Source organism: Dysgonomonadaceae bacterium zrk40 (assembly GCA_016916535.1).
Classification (GTDB): Bacteria; Bacteroidota; Bacteroidia; order Bacteroidales; family Dysgonomonadaceae; genus Proteiniphilum.
In genome coordinates this window covers 3,009,221-3,028,151 of record CP070276.1, presented here as the reverse complement: position 1 = coordinate 3,028,151, position 18,931 = coordinate 3,009,221, and the positions used below count along the sequence as shown (strand labels likewise).

The window sequence follows — 18,931 nt, the reverse complement described above, 5'->3', positions numbered from 1 at the left end:
TCAAATATTTCAAAGAACTATTTCAGATTTTAATAGGACAGCAATGCTGTATTTTATAATAAAAGATTTCAAAGATGATCTGCAAGTATGTCATAAACTTCAATCAATAATATTGGTATAGAATAATGTGATTGGAATTACTAACTTAGCCGGGACACAGAGTTAAGCATAAACGCTTATTTTTGTGTAATATGAGAAAACAAAGAACCCATTTTGACAAGGCATTCAAAGAGAATGCGGTCAAACTCAGTTTAGAACGCAAGAATATTTCCGAGCTTGCACAGGAATTGGGTATTGCCCCCTTTCTTTTATATCGTTGGCGGAAAGAATACCAGCAGAAAGGAGAAGCCAGTTTCCCCGGACACGGTGTCCAGTCATTAAGTGAAGATACCAAAAGGATTGCTGAACTGGAAAAACGCCTTGGCGAGGCTGAAACGGAGCGGGACATATTAAAAAAAGCTTTGAGCATCATCTCCAAGAGAGATCGTTGATCTATCTCTTTATAAAGGAATATAACTCGAAACAATGGACGGTCGAGGTGATGTGCACAGTACTGAAAGTCCCCAGGAGCAGTTATTACCGCTGGCTTAAAGATCCGGAGGGCCAACGTAAGCGCAAATATATGGAGCTGGACGAAAAGATCAGGGATGCATATTTTGCAGCCAGGGGACGCAATGGAAGCCCCCGGCTGGCAAAGGATTTGCAGGTATCCGGAACTCCTGTCTCGAGAACCACTGTAGCATGCCACATGAGGAAAATGGGCTTGCGCAGCAAACTCTCGAGACGATTCAAAGTGACGACGGATGCCTCTCACAACTATAAGGTTGCTCCAAATCTGTTGAATCGCGAATTTAATCAGAATGAGCCTGTGAAAGCGTGTGTCTCTGACCTGACGTATATTCCGTGTAAGGATGGATTTCTTTATCTGACCTGTGTGCTGGATCTTTTTGACCGCAAACTGATCGGATGGTCCATAAGCGATCATATGTGTAGCCTTCCCTATTTGTAGGACAGTTCCGAGTTGGACAAAATTATTAACTTTGTTTGGCATAGGAAATAAAATGAAAAAAAAAGTACACAGTGAGTCAGAGAAGGTAAAGGCAGTCCATCAACTTGAAAGTGGGGTGGATGCCGCAGTTGTAGCGCGTGACTACAATATATCCAGGGCTACCCTTTATAATTGGAGGTCCAAGTATAGTGGAATGGAGATCAGTCAGGTTAAACGTCTCAAAGAGCTTGAAGATGAGAACCGCACGTTGAAACAGATGTATGCTGACCTTGCACTTGACAACAAGATACTGAAGGAGGTCATCGAAAAAAAACTCTAGAGCCCGAGGTAAAGAAGGAATTGGCAGGAGATATAGTGGAAGAATATGGTGTAAGCATCTCTCGGGCGTGCAAGCTGATGGACATCCATCGCTCCTACTTCTATTATACTGACAAGAAAGATGACACTGAAGTTGAAGACGCAATCCGTGCTGCCGCCAACTTCGGTGATGGCTTCTGGAAGATTTATTCAAGGCTGAGACGTGAGGGTAAGACATGGAACCACAAGAAGGTTTACAGGGTTTACAAGGCAATGCACTATGAGAAGCGAAGCCGTTTGAAGAAACGTCTGCCTGCAAGGGTGAAGAATCCTCTGGTTATGCCTAAAGAGCCCAATGTTACCTGGTCCATTGACTTTGTCAGTGACAGGATTGAGTGCGGAAGACAATTCCGTGTTCTTAATATCATAGATGATGCCTGCAAGATTGCCGTGACACAGGAGATATCGATGTCCATGCCGGCAAAGCGTGTCATCAAAGTTCTGGAAAAGGTCATATGGCTTAATGGCAAACCAAAGAACATACGCTGCGACAATGGTCCTGAGTTTATCGCCCAGGTGTTCAAAGATTGGTGTAAAGGCAATGAGATAAACATTATGTATACTCAGCCTGGTAAACCCACCCAGAACGGCTACATTGAACGCTTCAACGGAAGCTACAGAAGGGCTGTACTTGACAGATATATTTTCCGAAACTTGTCTGAAGTCAGGGAACTGACAGAAGCCTGGCGGAATGACTACAACGAAGAACGACCCCATGAGGCGTTGGGCAACATGACACCCTTTGAGTATAGGGAAGAACTGATAAAACGAAAGGAAGCAGTATGACAGATATTTTGACAAGCAAAGGTAACACTAGCCGCTACAGCGGTCAAGGCCAAGACGAGTGCCCTGTCGGGCAGTCTTGTCCGCTGTTGTTAACGGAAACTGAGAATGCAGTAATTTCGGTAAATTAAAGTGCAGTGTTTTCGGTAACAACAATGCAGCACTTTTGGTAACAATGATGCAGTAATTTCAGTAACAACTGTGCATCTTTTGCAAAGGTAATTTATTCATTCACATTCCCATTTTTTTGTTTCCATTTTTCATTCATTTTTTTAGTTTTCATCAAAAATAGTTTTTCTGTTAGTCATTCTGTAACTCTTTCCTTTGAGTTGCAAAAGTTCACATTTATAGAGCAATCTGTCTAAAAGAGCCGTCGCCAGCACTTCGTCATCAAGCGAACGAGCCCATTCTGCAGGTGATTTATTGGTGGTGATAATAAACGAAGTGGATTCGTATATGCTGTTCATAAAGGCAAAGAGAAGATTCCCTTCCTCGCGATTCACAGATATATTCATCAGGTCATCTATGACAATCACGTCCGCGGCAGCCAGGTTCTTGTATTCCCTTTTTGCACTGGCAACTATATTTTTCAACTTAAGTGTGGTCAGTAGTTCATCCATACTTCTGAAGTATGCTTTATACCCCTTGTCAATGGCATCGGCACAAAGGCCTGAAGCGATAAATGTTTTGCCAACACCACAAGGCCCCGCAAGCATAAGGTTGAAGCTTTCTTCGACCCAATGCAGTTCCCGAAGTTGGTTTAGTTGAGTTGCGCTCAATCCATTTGAGATGGAGTGGTCATACATGTTAAGATTATGTGCTAGTGGAAGTTTGGCAGCTTTTAAACGTAAAAGTCTCTGCTTCTCTTCACGGCCTTGAACTTCCAACTCCAGCACAAGACTTAAAAAATCATCATAACTGGGAGACTCTTTCTGTGCTCTTAGCAGGATATCCTGGGCATTGACAGTTAGTCCGGAGAGCCTGAGTCGTTTTGCATACCCGCGTATGGTTGTTAATTTATCCGGCGTCATATCAGTTGCTTTTAAAGAGGTTTTGATACACATCGATGGTGGATTTGTTTGGCCTGATATTTACCATCAATTGTGTTTCAGGAGTGCCAAGGGATTTGATCTCCATCTCATTATTATTCTCCCTGATCACCGCACTGGAGGAGAGTATTGACTTGAAGTCATTCGCACTGTAGAGGGCTTTCTCAAGGCACGTATCAAGTGCTTTGTCAGTGTCTTCCGGCGCATATTTTGCCAGGCAGTTCAACATGACAGTTATCTGGTCCCTTATATATCGGGGATAACGTTCTTTTATTTTGGACAGGAAGATTTCAGCCCCTGATTGATCCGTGAACTGAACCTTCACCTTATCACAGAGATTCTGAATGCTGGTTGATTTATCACGCTGATGATTATTGTTAATGACTTTCTCTCCGCGCCCGGCCGGTATAAGGTGCTTTGCCAGGAGCTCTCCATCCATGGTTTTGATCACGAGTGTGCCATTTTCTTCATCGACAAGAACCCTGGTCTCTTCACCACGGTACGTGCCGGAAGGAAGCGAGTAGGTGTTCCCTTTGTAACGTAGGCTGTTTGTGTTTTGAACTTTATGCCCTAACTCAAGTGCGGAGGAAGTCACGGGTATGTATGGTTGTAAATCTTTACATTCAGAGCTCCATACCTGCTGGGGCACCTTGCAGGTAGTATTATGAACCATGGCATTGCCTGTCCTGGTCAACCAGTATTCGGCTTCCTTGCTAAGGTTATCCAAATTGCTGTATGACCTGTTCAGTAAAAAGTTCTGTTTGACATACTTGATCACGTTCTCTATCTTCCCCTTGCTCTCGGGGTCTGCTTTACGGCAAAAAACGGGCTTGAACGGACGGCTTTTCACATAGCTGTTGAATACCTCTGTCATAATGTAATCCCCGATGTTCTCATCATAAAGAAAGACTGAATCCTGGTCATAAATAATAAACCTGGGTATCCCATGAAAGAAACGAAAAGCAAGCTCATGAGCGTAGACAGCGTTCTCGCTGGTGAAAGGTTTATCCTGGAAGCAAATAAACTTGTAGCGGCTATATCCCAGGACCATGGCAAAGAAGTAAATTTTGACCCTTGAACCGTCGCCTTTTCGCAGCTTGTATTCACCGAAGTCAACCTGGGCATATTTACCCGGTGGCGTTTCGGGGAGAGATCCATACTCGCGTTCATTGACTTTTAACTTGGGCAGATTGTGCTCCTGTCGGATCTTCATGACAAAGTTGTAAACAGTTTTAGGTGTTACACGAGGAAAAGAAGGATGATACTCCTTTAACCAGTCATGCATCTGCGCAGCCGGTGTATCCTGGAACTGACCCAGGCGTTCTACAATGAAGCTCCTGTAAGGCTCTAGAATGCAGTCACGCTCGTTCAAGCTGTTTGAGTAACTTTCAAACTCCTTGATATCCATCTCCAGGTACTTCTTTACTGTTCTAAAATTGATCCCGAGATAATCGGCAATCCATTGAATCGATTGATGCTCCTCATGACGAAGCCGGTGAATAGTGTCGTACATAATGTAACGATTGAGTGATTTATATTCCTTCTCTGTCATAATACCTTTGCTTTAAAATTATGACTTAAAGGTGAAAATTATTTCTCAAAAACACTGCACTATTGTTACCGTTTTTACTGCACTGCTGTTGCCATTATCGCTGTAGTCTTGTTACCGTTTTCACTGTACTGAGATTTCCATTTTTACTGTATTTCTAATTTCCGGTAACAGCTGTATCGTCTAGTATTGGGAGTGGCTTATCAAAAATCTGTCCGACATCATAACATTGTAAGCCCCCGATAAAATACCCATTTTAGCGTAAATGGTTTTTCCCGATCTTTGCCGGCAAACCTATTTTTTATGAAGCCTGTAAGCAAAGAAGAATTCCTGGCGATATTGGAACGCCAACAGAAAAGCGGGTTAAGCATCAAAGATTTTTGTGCGAACGAGTCCTATACAGTCTCCAGCTTCCACTACTGGAAATCCAAGTTTGGACTCTCCCGATCCTATAACAACAATACACCGGAGGCACCCGCGAGCACGCTGGCACCGATCAGTATCAACCTACCTGTAAAAGCCCCCGCCACCGTATCAGGCACATCTCCCCGCAGCAGCCAGGGAGAGATCAGGATCAAACTTCCGGGAGGTATCCAGGTCAGTTTCACTGGCAGTGCCCAGACAGAGATCGCTATCAATTTACTGAATCAAATCTGCTCACGCCATGTTCTGCCTGAATGATAACATGCGCTACTTCTTGTGTCCTGGGAAGACAGACATGCGAAAAGGGATGAACTCACTCTGTGGTGTTGTACAAAACCAGATGGGATATGATGTCCGTATGGGTGATGTCTTCATCTTCATCAATCGAAACCGTACAACCATGAAGCTTTTGCATGCAGAAGATGGAGGGTTGGTCCTGTACATGAAAAGGCTCGAGGAAGGTACCTTCCGCATACCCTCATACGATGAAAATAGCCGCTCTTATCCCATGCAGTGGAGAGATCTCGTGTTGATGGTTGAGGGCATACGGGATGATCCGGCCACCAGGTTGAAGAGGCTAATGGCAATGAGAAACGGGCAATAAAAAAATCGGAAAAAGAGTAGAAATAATCTCTTGAAAGCTTGTCCAGATCAGGGTTTTTTTGTATTTTTATGACTAGATAAAAACCCGGGAAATGGACCAGATGCAAGCCGTAGAACTCCTCATACAATCGCAGGCGGAACAAATCCGTCAGCTCACCGAGGCTAACACGAAGCTATCGGAACAACTCTCCGGGATGCAGCAGCGGATGGATAAGCTGCTGGCACAAATCGCCTGGTTCACCCGCCAGTTTTATGGGCGTAAAAGCGAAAAGCTATCCCAGCTGGATCCCAACCAGCTCTCATTGTTTGAAACGATTGCAGACGAGGAGAAGCGACTGGCTGAGATCGAAGCCGCCCGTGCTGCTGCCGAGAAGCAGATTGAGGAGCAGACACGCACAAGGAAGAAAGAGAGATCCAACCGCAAGATGTTGGAGGATCTGCCCGTGGTGGAGGTGCTGCTTGAACCTGAAGAACTTGATCTGGACAAATACAAGCGTATCGGTGAGGAACGTACCCGTACACTGGAGTTTGAACCCGGGAAGCTGTACGTGAAAGAGCTTGTACGCCCCAAGTACGGTTTAAAAGACAACACTGCACCGGCAGTTGATGGCACACCCGGTGTGATCATCGCCCCGCTCCCGTTACTGCCCATATACAAGGGGCTCCCAGGAGCCAGTCTTCTCGCAGAGATCCTGCTTGGGAAGTATGTGTATCATCTCCCCTTTTACCGCCAGGTACAGCAGTTCCAACACTTGGGGGTGAAGATACCGGAGAATACGATCTCCGGTTGGTTCAAGCCCGCTTGCGAGCTCCTGAAGCCGCTCTACGAGGCACTTAAGAGAGAGGTTGTTGATACTGATTACCTCCAGGTGGATGAAACCACCCTACCGGTGATCAACAAGGAAAGTCACAAGGCAAAAAAAGAGTACTTGTGGATGGTGAGAGCAGTCATGAAGAAACTGGTTTTCTTTTATTACAACGATGGTTCCAGGTCCCAGGAAACCGTGGGTACCTTACTGAAATCCTTTACCGGTTACCTGCAAAGTGACGGTTGGCAAGCCTACAATGTCTTTGACAAGGGAGATAAGGTGTGTCTCGTCAGCTGCATCGTCCACATAAGGCGCTATTACGAAAAGGCCCTGAATGAGAATAAAGCACTGGCAGAACATGCCCTGAAAGAGATCCAGAAGCTGTACCGGATAGAGAGGATGGCTGACGAGCGAAACCTATCGTACGAGGAACGGGCAAAACTCAGGGAGGAACTTGCTACACCAATCATGGACTCACTTGAAGTATGGGTGAGTAAAACCTTCCCTACGGTTCTACCCCAAAGTCTTATTGGTGAAGCTCTCAAATACACGTATAATTATTGGCCGCGAATGAAGAATTACATGAAAGATGGGCGACTATTGCTCGACAACAACATGGCTGAAAATGCGATCCGTCCCATTGCCCTGTCTCGAAAGAACTTCATGTTCTGCGGGAACCACGAGGCAGCAGAGAACACGGCCATAATCTGCTCCCTGTTGACCTCATGCAAGGAGCAGGGGGTGAACCCGCGGGAATGGCTTATCGATGTGATAGGCAAGATGCCTTATTACCCGAAAATCCCGTGCTTTTGTAACCATATTTACAGCTCTCTTCCCGATGTACTTTCCTTACCCTTGAAGGTGTATGGTATCTCCAGGAGGTCGAAGACTAGTCGCTGAGCCGCGGTGGGTGTGGAGTACACATCCTTGTATTTTCCCTCGAAGTGAACCCTTGCATAAGTTTCCACCTTGCGCAACATATCTTGTTCAGACCAGTGTTTGCGTTTCTTCTTGTCAATCTGGTCCACCATCTTTCGTAACCTTGCAAGGATGATCAGAGAGATGAAGGTCACGAAAATTTTTCCCTTGATCGTCTGCTCGCTATGGTTCTTCAGGCGTCTCAAGTCCAGGAGATTCTTCTCATCATCGAAGTACAATTCCACACCGTTTCTCTCCCGGTATTGTTCCAGTGCCTGAACCGCCGTTTTGGCTGAGGTAGAGATCAGTACCCAGTAACAACTGTCACTGTTGATGAACTCCTGTATCGCCTCATCGTTATAATTCACCGACCGGCCCCGAACCGGGGTCTCCTTGACGATGAAGTAACGCTCATACATCGTCCGGTGTGATTCTACAAGCTTGTCTGCTTCCAGCTCATCTTTCAAAGCCCTTAGCTTTTGCATGAAAGAGGCTATGATCTTGTCTTTTCTCGCGGGGTCAAAATACAGGTGATACCAGGTTCTGCCATGAGCAGGGGTAGTCTTGTAGATGGTCTTCCCGTACATGATACTCCCATTTTCCTCGATCAGGTTCCCCGGGCGCACAAGTGTGTCGCGATGTTCCGCAATCAATTTCTTTTGCCATGCGACATTGGACGGCACCGGGATGGTGAACTTGTAGCCCTCGCGTGACAACAGCTCAAGGTTGTAGTCACTATAAAAACCGCGATCACCCACGAAGGTAAACCTTGGGACTTCCATCTTCTTCATCATCGACAACACCTGATCCAGGATCACCTTGTCGGACATGCTCCCGGGGAGCACCTGGTACCACATAGGCAGCCCGCTCCCACACGAGGTCAGCAGTGCCAGGTTGATTTGCTCGAGGTTTTCCCTATCCCTGTTGTACCCGTACTCCGCGTAAGGGTTTCGTTTGCCGTAGGTACTCACGCTGGTCAAATCGAATAGCTGGCTCCCTTTTTCCGCGTGTTCCCCCGCCCAGAGTTGAAAGAACGTGTTCACCTTGTCTTGCTTCAATCTCCCGAGCAATTCGGACACCCTTTGTGAACTCAACCCCATCTTCCCCAAACCGCGCTGCTCCAACCAGTCTTCCGCGTTGCTCAATGCCTTCCCCCGACATATCTGGTAGTATGACAACGCGATGATCTTGCGGGCATCATTCTCCCCGTAGCTCTCGGTCAAAACGCGTGAAACACCAGTATCCCGGGTCACCTTGTCAAGTATCATCGTCTCTCCAACGAATGTGGTGTTGGATACCTCGTTGGGCTTCTTTACCTCTGCGGCTAGTTGATGCATCTTTTCCCGGTTCCTATAGTAAGTGTTGTAAATAGCCTCACCATCTGCCCCCTTCTTGCCAATACAGGTGCGCTTGTGCGTTGAGTAACCCTTTTCCCTGTCCCAGTATGACTCATCCTCGTAGAGATATACCGTTCCATTCTTCGCCTTGATCTCGATGACCCTTTTTCCCATGACAGTGAATCTTTAATATGGTTACAAATATAACCATATTGTTTGAGAAAAACAAGGGTTTGCTAAAATATTTTCAGTATTTATCAGTAGATTACGTGTAATTGACAATAATCTGGTTAGAAAAAAGCGGGAATTTCAGTTATTACCAGAAGCCGGGGAATGATGAAAACCTGAAGAAGCTTTTGCCGAATTACTGGAAAAAGGAGGAAACTAGCGAATCTCTAGTAAAAATCTAATAATGCTCTAATAAATGCCTATAGGCACTCTAAAGATACTCTAACAATTTACTAGAGAACCCGCAGTTGTCGGAATGAATAATCAGATCAAATCCGTGGGTGCATATGCTCCGGAATAATCAAGAGGTAGTTGCTCGGGTGCTTACATAACATTGTATACATAAATAACTAATTTAGCAGTCTAATCAAAGACTGTCCTAAAAAGGGGTAGCTTACATATGAATGCATCCCATACCGTAGTTCCGGCCATCAGGATGGCCAATAGGAACAGACCTTTTGGAGAAGGAATGATATTTCATTCTGACCGGGGCATACAATATGCTTGCAAACAGACTGTCAATCTGTTGAAATCCTTGAAGCTGGAACAAAGTATGAGTGGAAAGGGAAATTGTTGGGATAATGCCGTGGCTGAAAGCTTTTTCAAAACTTTCAAATCTGAATTGGTCTATGGTACCAAACTCAAAACAAGAGAGCAAATGCGCTTGTATGTATTTGAATATATTGAATCCTGGTATAATCATAAAAGAAGATTCTCAGCATTGGGAAACTTAACCATTGATGAATTTTGGAATCAGTATAATATTAAAAAAGATTCAATTAAAAATGTCGCTTAACTTTTTGTCTCAATTAAGTTTGCAAGTCCAGATACCGGCAAAAGTGAAAGACTATATATGGATACAAATGTTTTATAATTTGTATCCATATATATGTTTTATATTTCGCTGACATACAGTAATTTGCATAGATATATATTTTAAGTTAGAAATATCCTAATTTCTTTTATATCGTTGTTTAAGTACCATATTTATAATTTCTCTAACGAAAAAGATAAATCCTATTCCAAGAATTATATCTTTGAATACGGTATAAAATGAAATTGTGTATTTACCGGTAACAATGACGTGTAATGTTTTTATTAGAAAATAAGTTATCAGTATAAAAATGATTGTTATAAACAAAATCTTAACCATCCCGAATAGCAATAAAAAAATATTCAATTTTTCTTTTCTTCCCTTTTTAAAAAGAATAGCTAATTCTTTCATCGCTTCTTTATTTAGGTTTACATGGTGCAGAGCATCGGACAGAAACCAATACATATCTGTATTTATCAGTGGGTTCATGTTAAAGATGAATATAATATAGGAAAGATATGCTATATTTAACAATGCTGCTTGATCAGTAATTTCATAGAATACTAAATAAACGGTTGTTATTATGAATTGAAAATAAAAACCACCTATGTCTACAACCATTTTTTTCTTAGGACTTAAGGTCCAAGATGGATTTACATCAGCAAATAAAACTGGAGAGAAAAAGTAAAAGCCAAATCCTATACCCTTGCTATTTTTTCCGAAAAACTGCAATGCAGTGCAATGCCCTATTTCATGGAATAAAAAAAGTATTATAAGCCCAATTAAAAATATTATGATATTCGTTTCATTTATAATGCTTTTTTGCCAAGGCAGTTCTTTTATTAGTATCGATATATTGCATATCACACAAAAGGTAATTACAGAAAGAACAACCGGCTTCTTAAATAAAAAAACTAAAGGGTGACAAATCTTTTGGAGTATTTTTTCTGGGATAATGATTCGCTCCAGATGTATATGTGATTTCTTTTTTTTTATTTGAATGTTCTCTATTTCTATAATGCCATTTTTATATAATTGATCTTTAATAAAAGAGAGAACTCTTTCATAATCTATATTTTTAGCATTTCCACTGGTTAACTTGTCTGTTATCTCTTGAATAGTGTTTGCGTTATTAATTTGTAACACGATTGCTATTGCCGAATAAGAAACAAACATCTTTGTCTGATAATATTCATTATATAGTAAATATTGGTTATCAGATACTTTTTCCCATTTAGTTGCATTGTGCATAATAGGAATCCAGTCTAAATCTTTTTCAACTATTGAATTCACAATTCAAATTTTAGTCTATTATAAATTTCTTTATCAGTCGGATAAACTTTAAATGTTTTATGTTCAAGAAGATAGTACTCATTCTTTCCAAAACAAAAAGTTGAATAATATTCCTTTGATATAGGGAAACGACTATCGTCTACTTTTACTTCTTGTGGTTTTATCCACTTATATACAGATAGTAATGCATCCCATTTATCAACATTGTTTATTTGGATAAGAGAGTCTAAATTATAAATAACTTTAGACATTACAGAGGTTATAAAGTTCTGTTTTGATAAATTTGGTTCAATATTATCTCCCAAATGTTTGCATTTTATATCATTGTTGTCAGAAGTAATTATCAGTCCATGAATAATATCTGTTTTATATAGGTAACTTAACCAGGCAAATCCTTGATGAAATAATAGGGTAGATTGTTTAAATGTTGTTTCATACAAATTTTTATTATTAAGTGGTTGTTCGATACCTTTATTTCCATCAATAAAAAAAATGATTTTATACCCCGAATTTATTAAAGTTTTCATCTTAAATAATAGATTCTCATCGCGATGGGACAAAAATCTAATATCAGTATTCCATCTATTTTGACCTAAATTGAGCTCGGCTAACTGCATAAAATAATCAGATTGCCGGAATTTTAATTCTTCACTCATTAGAATTGCTACTGGAAAACCTTGTGCAAGTATTGTCGCAGGGACTAATTTAAATAGTCCATAACAGAATGAGTAAAAAATGTTGTGTGATTTTAGTGCGTTAAGCCATGAATCAGGGAGTTTTATCGTGAACTTTTTCTCTAAATATTGTTTTAACTTTATATTCGCTGTAAGTTTATGCTGTGTGTACGCTCTGGCTATTTGGACAATTGTAGAAGTTTCTGATATACCCCATAATAGATTTAATATTGCTGATAGTTTCGCTGTGAACAATTCTTCTTTTTCATTCATTCTATAAACAATTTATCAATAGGTTTCATGATTTCAGGCTCGACTTCCAGATCCTGAACAGTTTTTAGTCGAGAGCTAAGAATAACGCTATTAGTAGTATTACTACGGCGATTCGTATATTTTACATAATACAACCCAGATTCGAATTCATATAAATAGTTCGAGTTTAGGGCGTAAGTTATTTCAACAGAGTGTGAATCAAGGTCTGTGTAGCACATACTCCCCTTAACCGTACTCTTCATAACATTTTTCATGGGTTGAGTTGAATATTGTAGAGCCACAATTGCTTTGTTATCTTTCCTTATAATTAAGTATCCTGTTTGAGTGAAGTCCTTTCTTTCCCTTCGAAAATGGATTTGGATAGCTTCAAAACCTCTATATTCGATATATTGATAGCTGTCAAAAGTGTATTTTTTGAACTGTTGAATAACAGCTTGTTCTCTGATAGGAATCATCGCTGCAAAGCGATTCACTCTTATCGGGTACAATCTGTCTTTCGCATCATCTGCTATCTTCTCCGTTCCCTCTAATTTCCCGACAAGAGGCAAATTTCTTTGATTAGGTTGCGAAAAATGTAAAACTCCTTTATAGTAAATTAAAGATGTAGAGTCTTTCGCATCGAAAATATCAACATCTGCATGAACCGAAAGTGCTGAATTTGATGTTGGGTCATAAAGAGCAGGTATTAAGCGTATAGCTTCTTCAACTAATTTTTTAGGATTTAATGGGTTTACCACGATCTCATCTAAGATTTTCACATCTGATTCTAAACGTATAGTTTTTTCTAAATCTGAAGAAGCTATCACCGATTCTACGTCTATTTTTGTTGGCTTATAACTTATATGCGAGATAATCAATGAATCTTGCTTCGATATGTCAGATATGGATACTCTGGCTACTCCCGTTGTGTCTGAATAGGAAAAAAAATCCTTATTGAGAATACCTACATAGGCTCCTTCTATTGGATTATTTTCTTCATCTACTAAATGTAACTGAATTATTTGGCAATGAACAGTCACTACATTGAATAATCCAAAAAGAATAAATATGATTGTATTTTTTATTTTCATGAGCTAAAAAAAATATAAAGAGGATGTTATAAAATTATTTTCTTGCCCTTTTAAGGTAGGGCGCAAATCAGAATTAAACTTCCGTAATTTTAAAACACCCTCTTTAATCGTTTCAGTAAAGATCAGCAATCTGGGAACCAATTGTATTCGCCTTTGTCTATGTCAAACTCTAAAATGCGAAGCAATTCTTTCCTTTCCTCCAGTTCTTGGAGTGAAATACTCTCTGTACTAAATAATTGAGTGTCCTTTTCCTCAATTACTGATTTCTCAACATTATCCATAGTAAAATAAATAAAAAATGAATAAACGCTACAACTTAAAGCGTCTGTAGCATAACGCTATAATTACATGTACGTCACAAATATAGCATAGTCATATGAAAACAATGATATTTTTACAAAATAATTTATCATAAAAAAGTATACACTGAATCAATTTTCATATTTTTAATTATAATAAGTTTTACCTATGGGTTAAAACCTTAATAATAAAATATTAAATAGTTGTGTTTATTTGGTGAATATCTTTCAAAACTAATGTTTAACCTGGTGGGAGGTAGTTTTGAAAATTTCTTCTTCATAATACTGTGTATAATTGAGTTACCATCTAAATCCATAGCTGTTTAGAGAGAATGAATGTTTATCAGGATTTGTAGTAATAGATTGCATCTTACTTCAGGAAGTATAACTTCTGTGTTAGATCAGATCTGGATTATTATTTATTAAAATTCTGCTAGTGTTATTTTATTTTTCCAAAGCTTTAAGTATATTGGCACTTTTCTTATGTGTTTTTCGTATTGGCCCTCCACCATTTCCAGATGGGATAACCATATTTCCTGCGGTTGAGATTATCTGCACGTTTTTCCCCACAAATTCATACCTGACTGAGCCTCGTGGAAGTTGATTGATAGGAGCAGAATTGGTAACGGTTGTACTTATATGGATTTTATATTCATCAGGAGGATGGAGTATTTTTATCCTATCTCCTCTTGTGGGTAATTTTGTGAAAGGTGAGACTTTAAGTACGTTGTTATTATCTTGCTCGGGGAGTAGCTGAGGTGTGCGTTGAAGAGGTTGGTGTTCGGGTAGCTTTTCGGGCATGATGATTGACTGACGAAGTCTTTTTTTCATTTCATCATTAAAATCTTGTGCTTTTAATTCTGTTATAAACAGTCCAAAAAATACACAAAAAGATATCAAGCAGTAATATTTGTTCATTAGCCAAGTGTTGTTGTGAAAGCTCTTTAAATTCTTTCTTGAATTAGTGGAAGAAAATAAAGTGACTAAGAAAATATGTGTCAATTCATCCTTCTATCCAGATGATATATGCTTGATTATTTAATTCGATATATTATTCCTCCATCTCGTTCATGTCTGGATTTTGTGATTTACATTCTTCAAATGAGAATAACACAGAATATAGTGTAGAAACACATGTGTAGTTTCAATCAACCCTTGTGTCTTTACTTTTCATCATTTATACAATAATACAATCAGAGCCAAAAATAATTATTTTCATTATAAACCACAATGATAAACCTTTTCTTTTTGTTAATTTAAGCTCTGGCACTTTTATTTCGCTTTATGGATATTGTATTGAACTAATCCTTGTAAATTTGCATCATTTGCATTTTCGGCGTATTCTGCCGCAGTCTGAAAATGATCTATTGCCTTTTCATACTCACGACGCTTTCGATGAACGCAACCACTATAAAACTAAGCTAAAGTTGTAATTTGAGGATCTTTTCTACCGGTTGAGTAATAATCTCTTGCCTGAAAAATCAATGTATCCTCGACTATGGACGATTTTTCATATATTTGCTTGCACTTGCAATACTAGAAAACGCATATAATTTCCCCGACTAAGGCTCTTCTTTTCCGGATAAAAAATAGAGTCGATTAGGGTCATGGTACTGTTAGGTTTACTTTTAAGTAAATAATCTGCATCTTCCAGTAGTTTGGAAGCCTCCGACTGTGGGTTATTACAAGCGAATAAACAGCTTAATCCGAAGCTAATGAAAATTATATAAAATATACATCCCATCAATCTGTCAGCTTTAATCTTTATTTGTTCCACAAATTTAAAACTTTTTCATATAGATTGAAATTAAAAAACTCTATCAAACAATTGGATCTTTAATATCTGATTTTATTGTAGGTGGTATCCCTTTACATTTTTCTTGCCGGTAGAACAGTCTTTTCTGTTTTCATCTTTTCTTAGCCATTTTTTGTTTATTTCACCCCAAAAGTATACCAGTATTTCAATCCAAAAGTATACCATTTTAATTTAATCTCCAAGTCCGTTTCCCTGTTGGGGGCGGTACCGCCCCCAACAGGGAAACGGGCGTTCTTATTCTGATTCTTATCTTCATTTTTCATTCATCATTTTTTCTGTTTCTTTCAGCCGGTATGAGTCTCCGGACATATTTACAAGATATGCCTTATGGGTTACCCTGTCTACCAGTGCCGCTGTCAGAACGGGGTCACCAAAGATCTCTTCCCAACGGTCAAAGCCGAGGTTCGTGGTAATGATGGTCGATTTCCTGCCCATCCTTAAAGAGAGATGGTTAAACAACAGTTCAGAGCCTTGTTTATCAAACGATACATACCCAAACTCATCGCATATGACCAGGTCATATTTTTCAAACTGTGCTTCTACCTGTTTCAGTGTGCGCTCAGAGTGGGATTCACGTAACTGTGTCAACAAGCGGTGTACCGTGGTGAACAACACTTTATACCCCTGTATACAAGCCTTAAGCCCCAACCCTATCGCGATGTGTGTTTTGCCGGTACCCGGGTTGCCGGAGAGGATCACATTCTGGGCTGCCGGGATAAAGTCCAATCTTTCCAGTAAAGGGAGTTTTTCCCTGGCACCCGACGGTAACTGGTCACGCTCAAGGTCGGAAAGATACATTCTAGACGGGAACCGGGCATTCCTTATTTGCGCTTTTTTACGGTTCTCAATCCTGAGCTCATATTCACGTTCCATGAGCTTTACCAGGTACGCTTCATAATCAAGCCCCTCCCGGGCTGCTTCTGTTGCCAGTTCCTTGTAATCACGCCTGAAAACAGGCAGTCGAAGCTCTTTACTGTATGCTGTTATTTGCCTGTTGATATTGTCCATTGTAGTTTGTTTTTTGCATTAGCCCGGTGATACCGGCAAGTTGTTCTTTGGCTTTGATACTTATTTTATCTTCTGACTCCCCGGTTGTATTTCCACGGGGTTTATTTCCCAGTAGGGCCCGAAGCTTTTCAACACTGACCCCCTGGCAGCCGATGTCCAGTAATCGCTTAAGGGATTCCTCGAGTTTCTCCTGGCTCACCATTTGCTCGCGGCAGTATGTAAGCAGATCGATAAATTCACGGGGTTCGCTTTGGAAAAAGTCCATGTACAACCCTTTAAGGTAATGGTTCCCGGCAAGTGCCAGGCTACCGGCCAGGGCGCCTGGTTTCTTCTTGAATGTTGCCAGGTAATGCTCTATCTCCACATTCCATGAGTGCTTTTCGTAACTACGTCCATGAACGGCTACCCGTTTGTTTTGTACGTATACCTGTAACTCGCGGCTGCGAACACTTACATCAACAAACTCTCCCACCAGATAATCGGGAACCGAGTAACGGTTGGTGCGATAACTGATAGTGGCATATTTATCCACTCGTAACTGGACCTGTTCACTGCAGATAAGCTCCTTGGCCGGATGCTTGCCCAAGAGGTTCTTCTCTTGAGAGAACAGTTCCTCTGCGCTTTTACCGGATCCCTGCTGCTTCCCTGCATTGAGCCTTTTCAGCGTTGCATCAAGCCACTGTTGGGCCTCCAGGGTGTCTGTAAAGGCATCTTTAGGCGCGAAGGCTTTACGGCGAACATACTCCACGCTCCGTTCCACGTGGCCTTTTTCGTTTCCACGGTATATGTTACAAAAGCGATGTCTAAACTGATAGTGTCCCCGAAGCTGGAGCAGTGACTGGGTGGGCTCCTTTTCATGCGGCCCGACAAATCTGGCTACCGCAACCCGCATATTATCGTAAACCATCTCCCGGTAAACGCCACCAATTGTTTTAAAAAAACGTACGTGAGCTTCCATAAAAGCCAGGGTATCCTGCCGCTCGTAAATAAATGCGTAGCGGTAATTGCTGAATGCGGAGGTAAAAACAGCAAGTTGCAATGACCTGCGTTTCCCTGCAATGCAGAGTTTGATCTCACCCCAGTCAAACTCACAGATTTCCCCAGCCTGATAAACCTGGCGAATAAATGCTTCTTTGGTTACTACCCGGTTCTCCCTGCGCGCAATATGATTACAAACCGTGGTGTAGCCAATATCAAACCCTCGCCGGTGAAGTTCCTCAAGGATGTCCTTTTTCTTTAGCATCTGCTTGCGCAGGCCTTGCCCACGCTTACGCCCGTTGTCTTCAAGTAATTCATCGATGACAGTTTCCACCTCCCGCGTTAATTTGAGCCTCAGACGAGGTGTAGCCATTTTATAGACCGGTTCACTGGATAGATTACACGATTGCGCTGTTTCTTTACAGACTGCCAATTGCAATGCCTTTTCGTGTTCCTGCAGGTACTTCCTGATTGTTTTGCGACTAATTTGCAAATCACGGGCTATTTGACGCTGACTTTTTCCATCGCGGAAGCTGCTAATTATAATCTCCTGTTTTGTATACATACTTATCATTCTTTATGAACGAAGTTGTTCCGTTCAAGTTTGTAAGTGGTATACTTTTCGATTGAAATGTGGGGTACTTCTTAATTAATATATACAATTTTTACCATATCAATCTCCTCATTGTTAATAAGCTGTCTTTTTCTTTTTTCTTCAATTAGGGTGAGGATTTCTTCTGCATCACCCCTGATTATATAGTAATTTAATTTCCTGTACCGTTTTAAATCTTTCGGCTTGCCACTTTCTTTTGTGGCAATAATTTCCATATAATCGTTAATGTAATAATACGTCTCGCCTATTTTTCCTCTTGAATTAAGAGGTTCTATTCTGCTTTGATAACCATTCCATTGCTTCTTGGCTTCAGAAAGAGCATTAGCCATATATTTTCTTTCATTGGACGTCACAGGTTCAAGTTGATAATCCTTGACAGGTCCTACAATTTCATGGAGATTGTATCTGACAGGCTCGTCTTTCATTTTAACGCAAAAGGTTACCAATTCTCCTTTGTCATTAATTTCTTTAAATACACCGTAACCTAATATAATTCCGAGCCTAGTTATGCGTATTTGGTCATTGGTCCCCAATTTATATGAACTGACCAACCCAACGTAGAACCGTGTCCATCTCAGGTTTCTTTCAGAAAGAATATGTTGAAGTTTTAGTATTTCACCCTCAGAAGCTTCCCTGAAATCATCCATAGGTATGTCCACAGGTTCTGTGATTAACTGATTGTCACGAAATGCAACCCCTAATGTAATATGATTCACGCCTATTTCCTTTACAATGCCCAATGTTTTACATCCTTCACTGTAAATTATCTCGTTCGTATGAGGTAATATTTTATCATACCACTCCCTAAACTGCTTAAAAGAAATCTCCGGTATAGTCAAGTTCCTTACTTTTACCTTTACTTTTAGTCCCTTTTCACTTAAAAAAGCCTCGATCAATCCTTTATCTTCAACCGTTGCCGCCCGAAGTTTTTTTAAATAAGCATTAATTTCATTCCTGTTCTTCATATCCACTATAGACTTTACTAATTGGCAAATATACAGTATTTCAAATTTGTATGAAGAAAATGA

Annotated in this window: 18 protein-coding genes and 1 pseudogene; 8 read left to right on the top strand and 11 right to left on the bottom strand. The window is 40.6% G+C overall.

The window, feature by feature from the left end; all coding sequences use genetic code 11:
- Positions 1 to 191: 191 nt before the first annotated feature.
- The 4 genes from JS578_12585 (at position 192) to JS578_12570 (ending at position 2,152) form a co-directional block, all read left to right on the top strand.
- Positions 192 to 491, top strand: coding sequence for a transposase (locus JS578_12585; protein QRX63672.1), 300 nt, complete (start codon positions 192 to 194; stop codon positions 489 to 491).
- Positions 492 to 622: 131 nt separating this feature from the next.
- Entirely contained in the window at positions 623 to 1,009 is a 387-nt protein-coding gene (locus tag JS578_12580; protein QRX63671.1) for an IS3 family transposase, read from the top strand.
- Between the two features lie 52 nt (positions 1,010 to 1,061).
- On the top strand, positions 1,062 to 1,328 hold the full coding sequence (locus JS578_12575; protein ID QRX63670.1) for a transposase: 267 nt from the start codon (positions 1,062 to 1,064) through the stop codon (positions 1,326 to 1,328).
- A gap of 20 nt (positions 1,329 to 1,348) precedes the next feature.
- Positions 1,349 to 2,152: an IS3 family transposase gene (locus tag JS578_12570; GenBank protein ID QRX63669.1), complete on the top strand. Its 804-nt coding sequence runs from the start codon at positions 1,349 to 1,351 to the stop codon at positions 2,150 to 2,152.
- Positions 2,153 to 2,421: 269 nt separating this feature from the next.
- On the opposite strand, the gene istB (JS578_12565) is transcribed toward JS578_12570, so the two are convergent.
- Positions 2,422 to 3,213 (bottom strand): IS21-like element helper ATPase IstB, encoded by a 792-nt coding sequence (istB, locus tag JS578_12565; protein QRX63668.1) that lies wholly within the window; start codon positions 3,211 to 3,213, stop codon positions 2,422 to 2,424.
- On the bottom strand, positions 3,182 to 4,750 hold the full coding sequence (istA, locus tag JS578_12560; GenBank protein ID QRX63667.1) for an IS21 family transposase: 1,569 nt from the start codon (positions 4,748 to 4,750) through the stop codon (positions 3,182 to 3,184). Before istA (JS578_12560) ends, istB (JS578_12565) begins: the two co-directional genes overlap by 32 nt.
- A 300-nt stretch (positions 4,751 to 5,050) precedes the next feature.
- Between istA (JS578_12560) and JS578_12555 the strand changes: the two genes are divergently transcribed.
- From JS578_12555 to JS578_12545, 3 genes and pseudogenes are all read left to right on the top strand, one after another.
- Positions 5,051 to 5,428 (top strand): IS66 family insertion sequence element accessory protein TnpB, encoded by a 378-nt coding sequence (locus tag JS578_12555; GenBank protein ID QRX63666.1) that lies wholly within the window; start codon positions 5,051 to 5,053, stop codon positions 5,426 to 5,428.
- Positions 5,412 to 5,774: an IS66 family insertion sequence element accessory protein TnpB gene (gene tnpB / locus JS578_12550; protein ID QRX63665.1), complete on the top strand. Its 363-nt coding sequence runs from the start codon at positions 5,412 to 5,414 to the stop codon at positions 5,772 to 5,774. Before JS578_12555 ends, tnpB begins: the two co-directional genes overlap by 17 nt.
- A gap of 100 nt (positions 5,775 to 5,874) precedes the next feature.
- Positions 5,875 to 7,374, top strand: a pseudogene (locus JS578_12545) (IS66 family transposase).
- Between the two features lie 29 nt (positions 7,375 to 7,403).
- Here the strand turns inward: JS578_12545 and JS578_12540 are convergent.
- Positions 7,404 to 9,011 (bottom strand): transposase, encoded by a 1,608-nt coding sequence (locus JS578_12540; GenBank protein ID QRX63664.1) that lies wholly within the window; start codon positions 9,009 to 9,011, stop codon positions 7,404 to 7,406.
- 490 nt (positions 9,012 to 9,501) lie between these two features.
- Between JS578_12540 and JS578_12535 the strand changes: the two genes are divergently transcribed.
- On the top strand, positions 9,502 to 9,861 hold the full coding sequence (locus JS578_12535) for an IS3 family transposase (GenBank protein ID QRX63663.1): 360 nt from the start codon (positions 9,502 to 9,504) through the stop codon (positions 9,859 to 9,861).
- 156 nt (positions 9,862 to 10,017) lie between these two features.
- On the opposite strand, the gene JS578_12530 is transcribed toward JS578_12535, so the two are convergent.
- From JS578_12530 to JS578_12495, 8 genes are all read right to left on the bottom strand, one after another.
- Positions 10,018 to 11,172 (bottom strand): hypothetical protein, encoded by a 1,155-nt coding sequence (locus JS578_12530; protein ID QRX63662.1) that lies wholly within the window; start codon positions 11,170 to 11,172, stop codon positions 10,018 to 10,020.
- Complete coding sequence (locus JS578_12525; GenBank protein ID QRX63661.1) at positions 11,169 to 12,119, bottom strand: hypothetical protein; 951 nt, start codon at positions 12,117 to 12,119, stop codon at positions 11,169 to 11,171. The genes JS578_12530 and JS578_12525 overlap by 4 nt, the downstream gene beginning before the upstream one ends.
- Positions 12,116 to 13,189, bottom strand: a complete 1,074-nt coding sequence (locus tag JS578_12520) for a hypothetical protein (GenBank protein ID QRX63660.1) — start codon at positions 13,187 to 13,189, stop codon at positions 12,116 to 12,118. Before JS578_12520 ends, JS578_12525 begins: the two co-directional genes overlap by 4 nt.
- A gap of 743 nt (positions 13,190 to 13,932) precedes the next feature.
- Entirely contained in the window at positions 13,933 to 14,406 is a 474-nt protein-coding gene (locus tag JS578_12515) for a hypothetical protein (protein QRX63659.1), read from the bottom strand.
- Between the two features lie 1,014 nt (positions 14,407 to 15,420).
- A complete protein-coding gene (locus JS578_12510; GenBank protein QRX63658.1) occupies positions 15,421 to 15,567 on the bottom strand; it encodes a hypothetical protein in 147 nt (48 codons plus the stop codon).
- Positions 15,557 to 16,312: an IS21-like element helper ATPase IstB gene (gene istB / locus JS578_12505; protein QRX63657.1), complete on the bottom strand. Its 756-nt coding sequence runs from the start codon at positions 16,310 to 16,312 to the stop codon at positions 15,557 to 15,559. The genes JS578_12510 and istB (JS578_12505) overlap by 11 nt, the downstream gene beginning before the upstream one ends.
- Positions 16,275 to 17,855, bottom strand: coding sequence for an IS21 family transposase (gene istA / locus JS578_12500; protein QRX63656.1), 1,581 nt, complete (start codon positions 17,853 to 17,855; stop codon positions 16,275 to 16,277). Before istA (JS578_12500) ends, istB (JS578_12505) begins: the two co-directional genes overlap by 38 nt.
- 80 nt (positions 17,856 to 17,935) lie before the next feature.
- The gene (locus JS578_12495) at positions 17,936 to 18,868 is read right to left on the bottom strand and encodes a hypothetical protein (GenBank protein QRX63655.1); all 933 of its coding nucleotides are present in this window, start codon (positions 18,866 to 18,868) and stop codon (positions 17,936 to 17,938) included.
- Positions 18,869 to 18,931 lie beyond the last annotated feature (63 nt).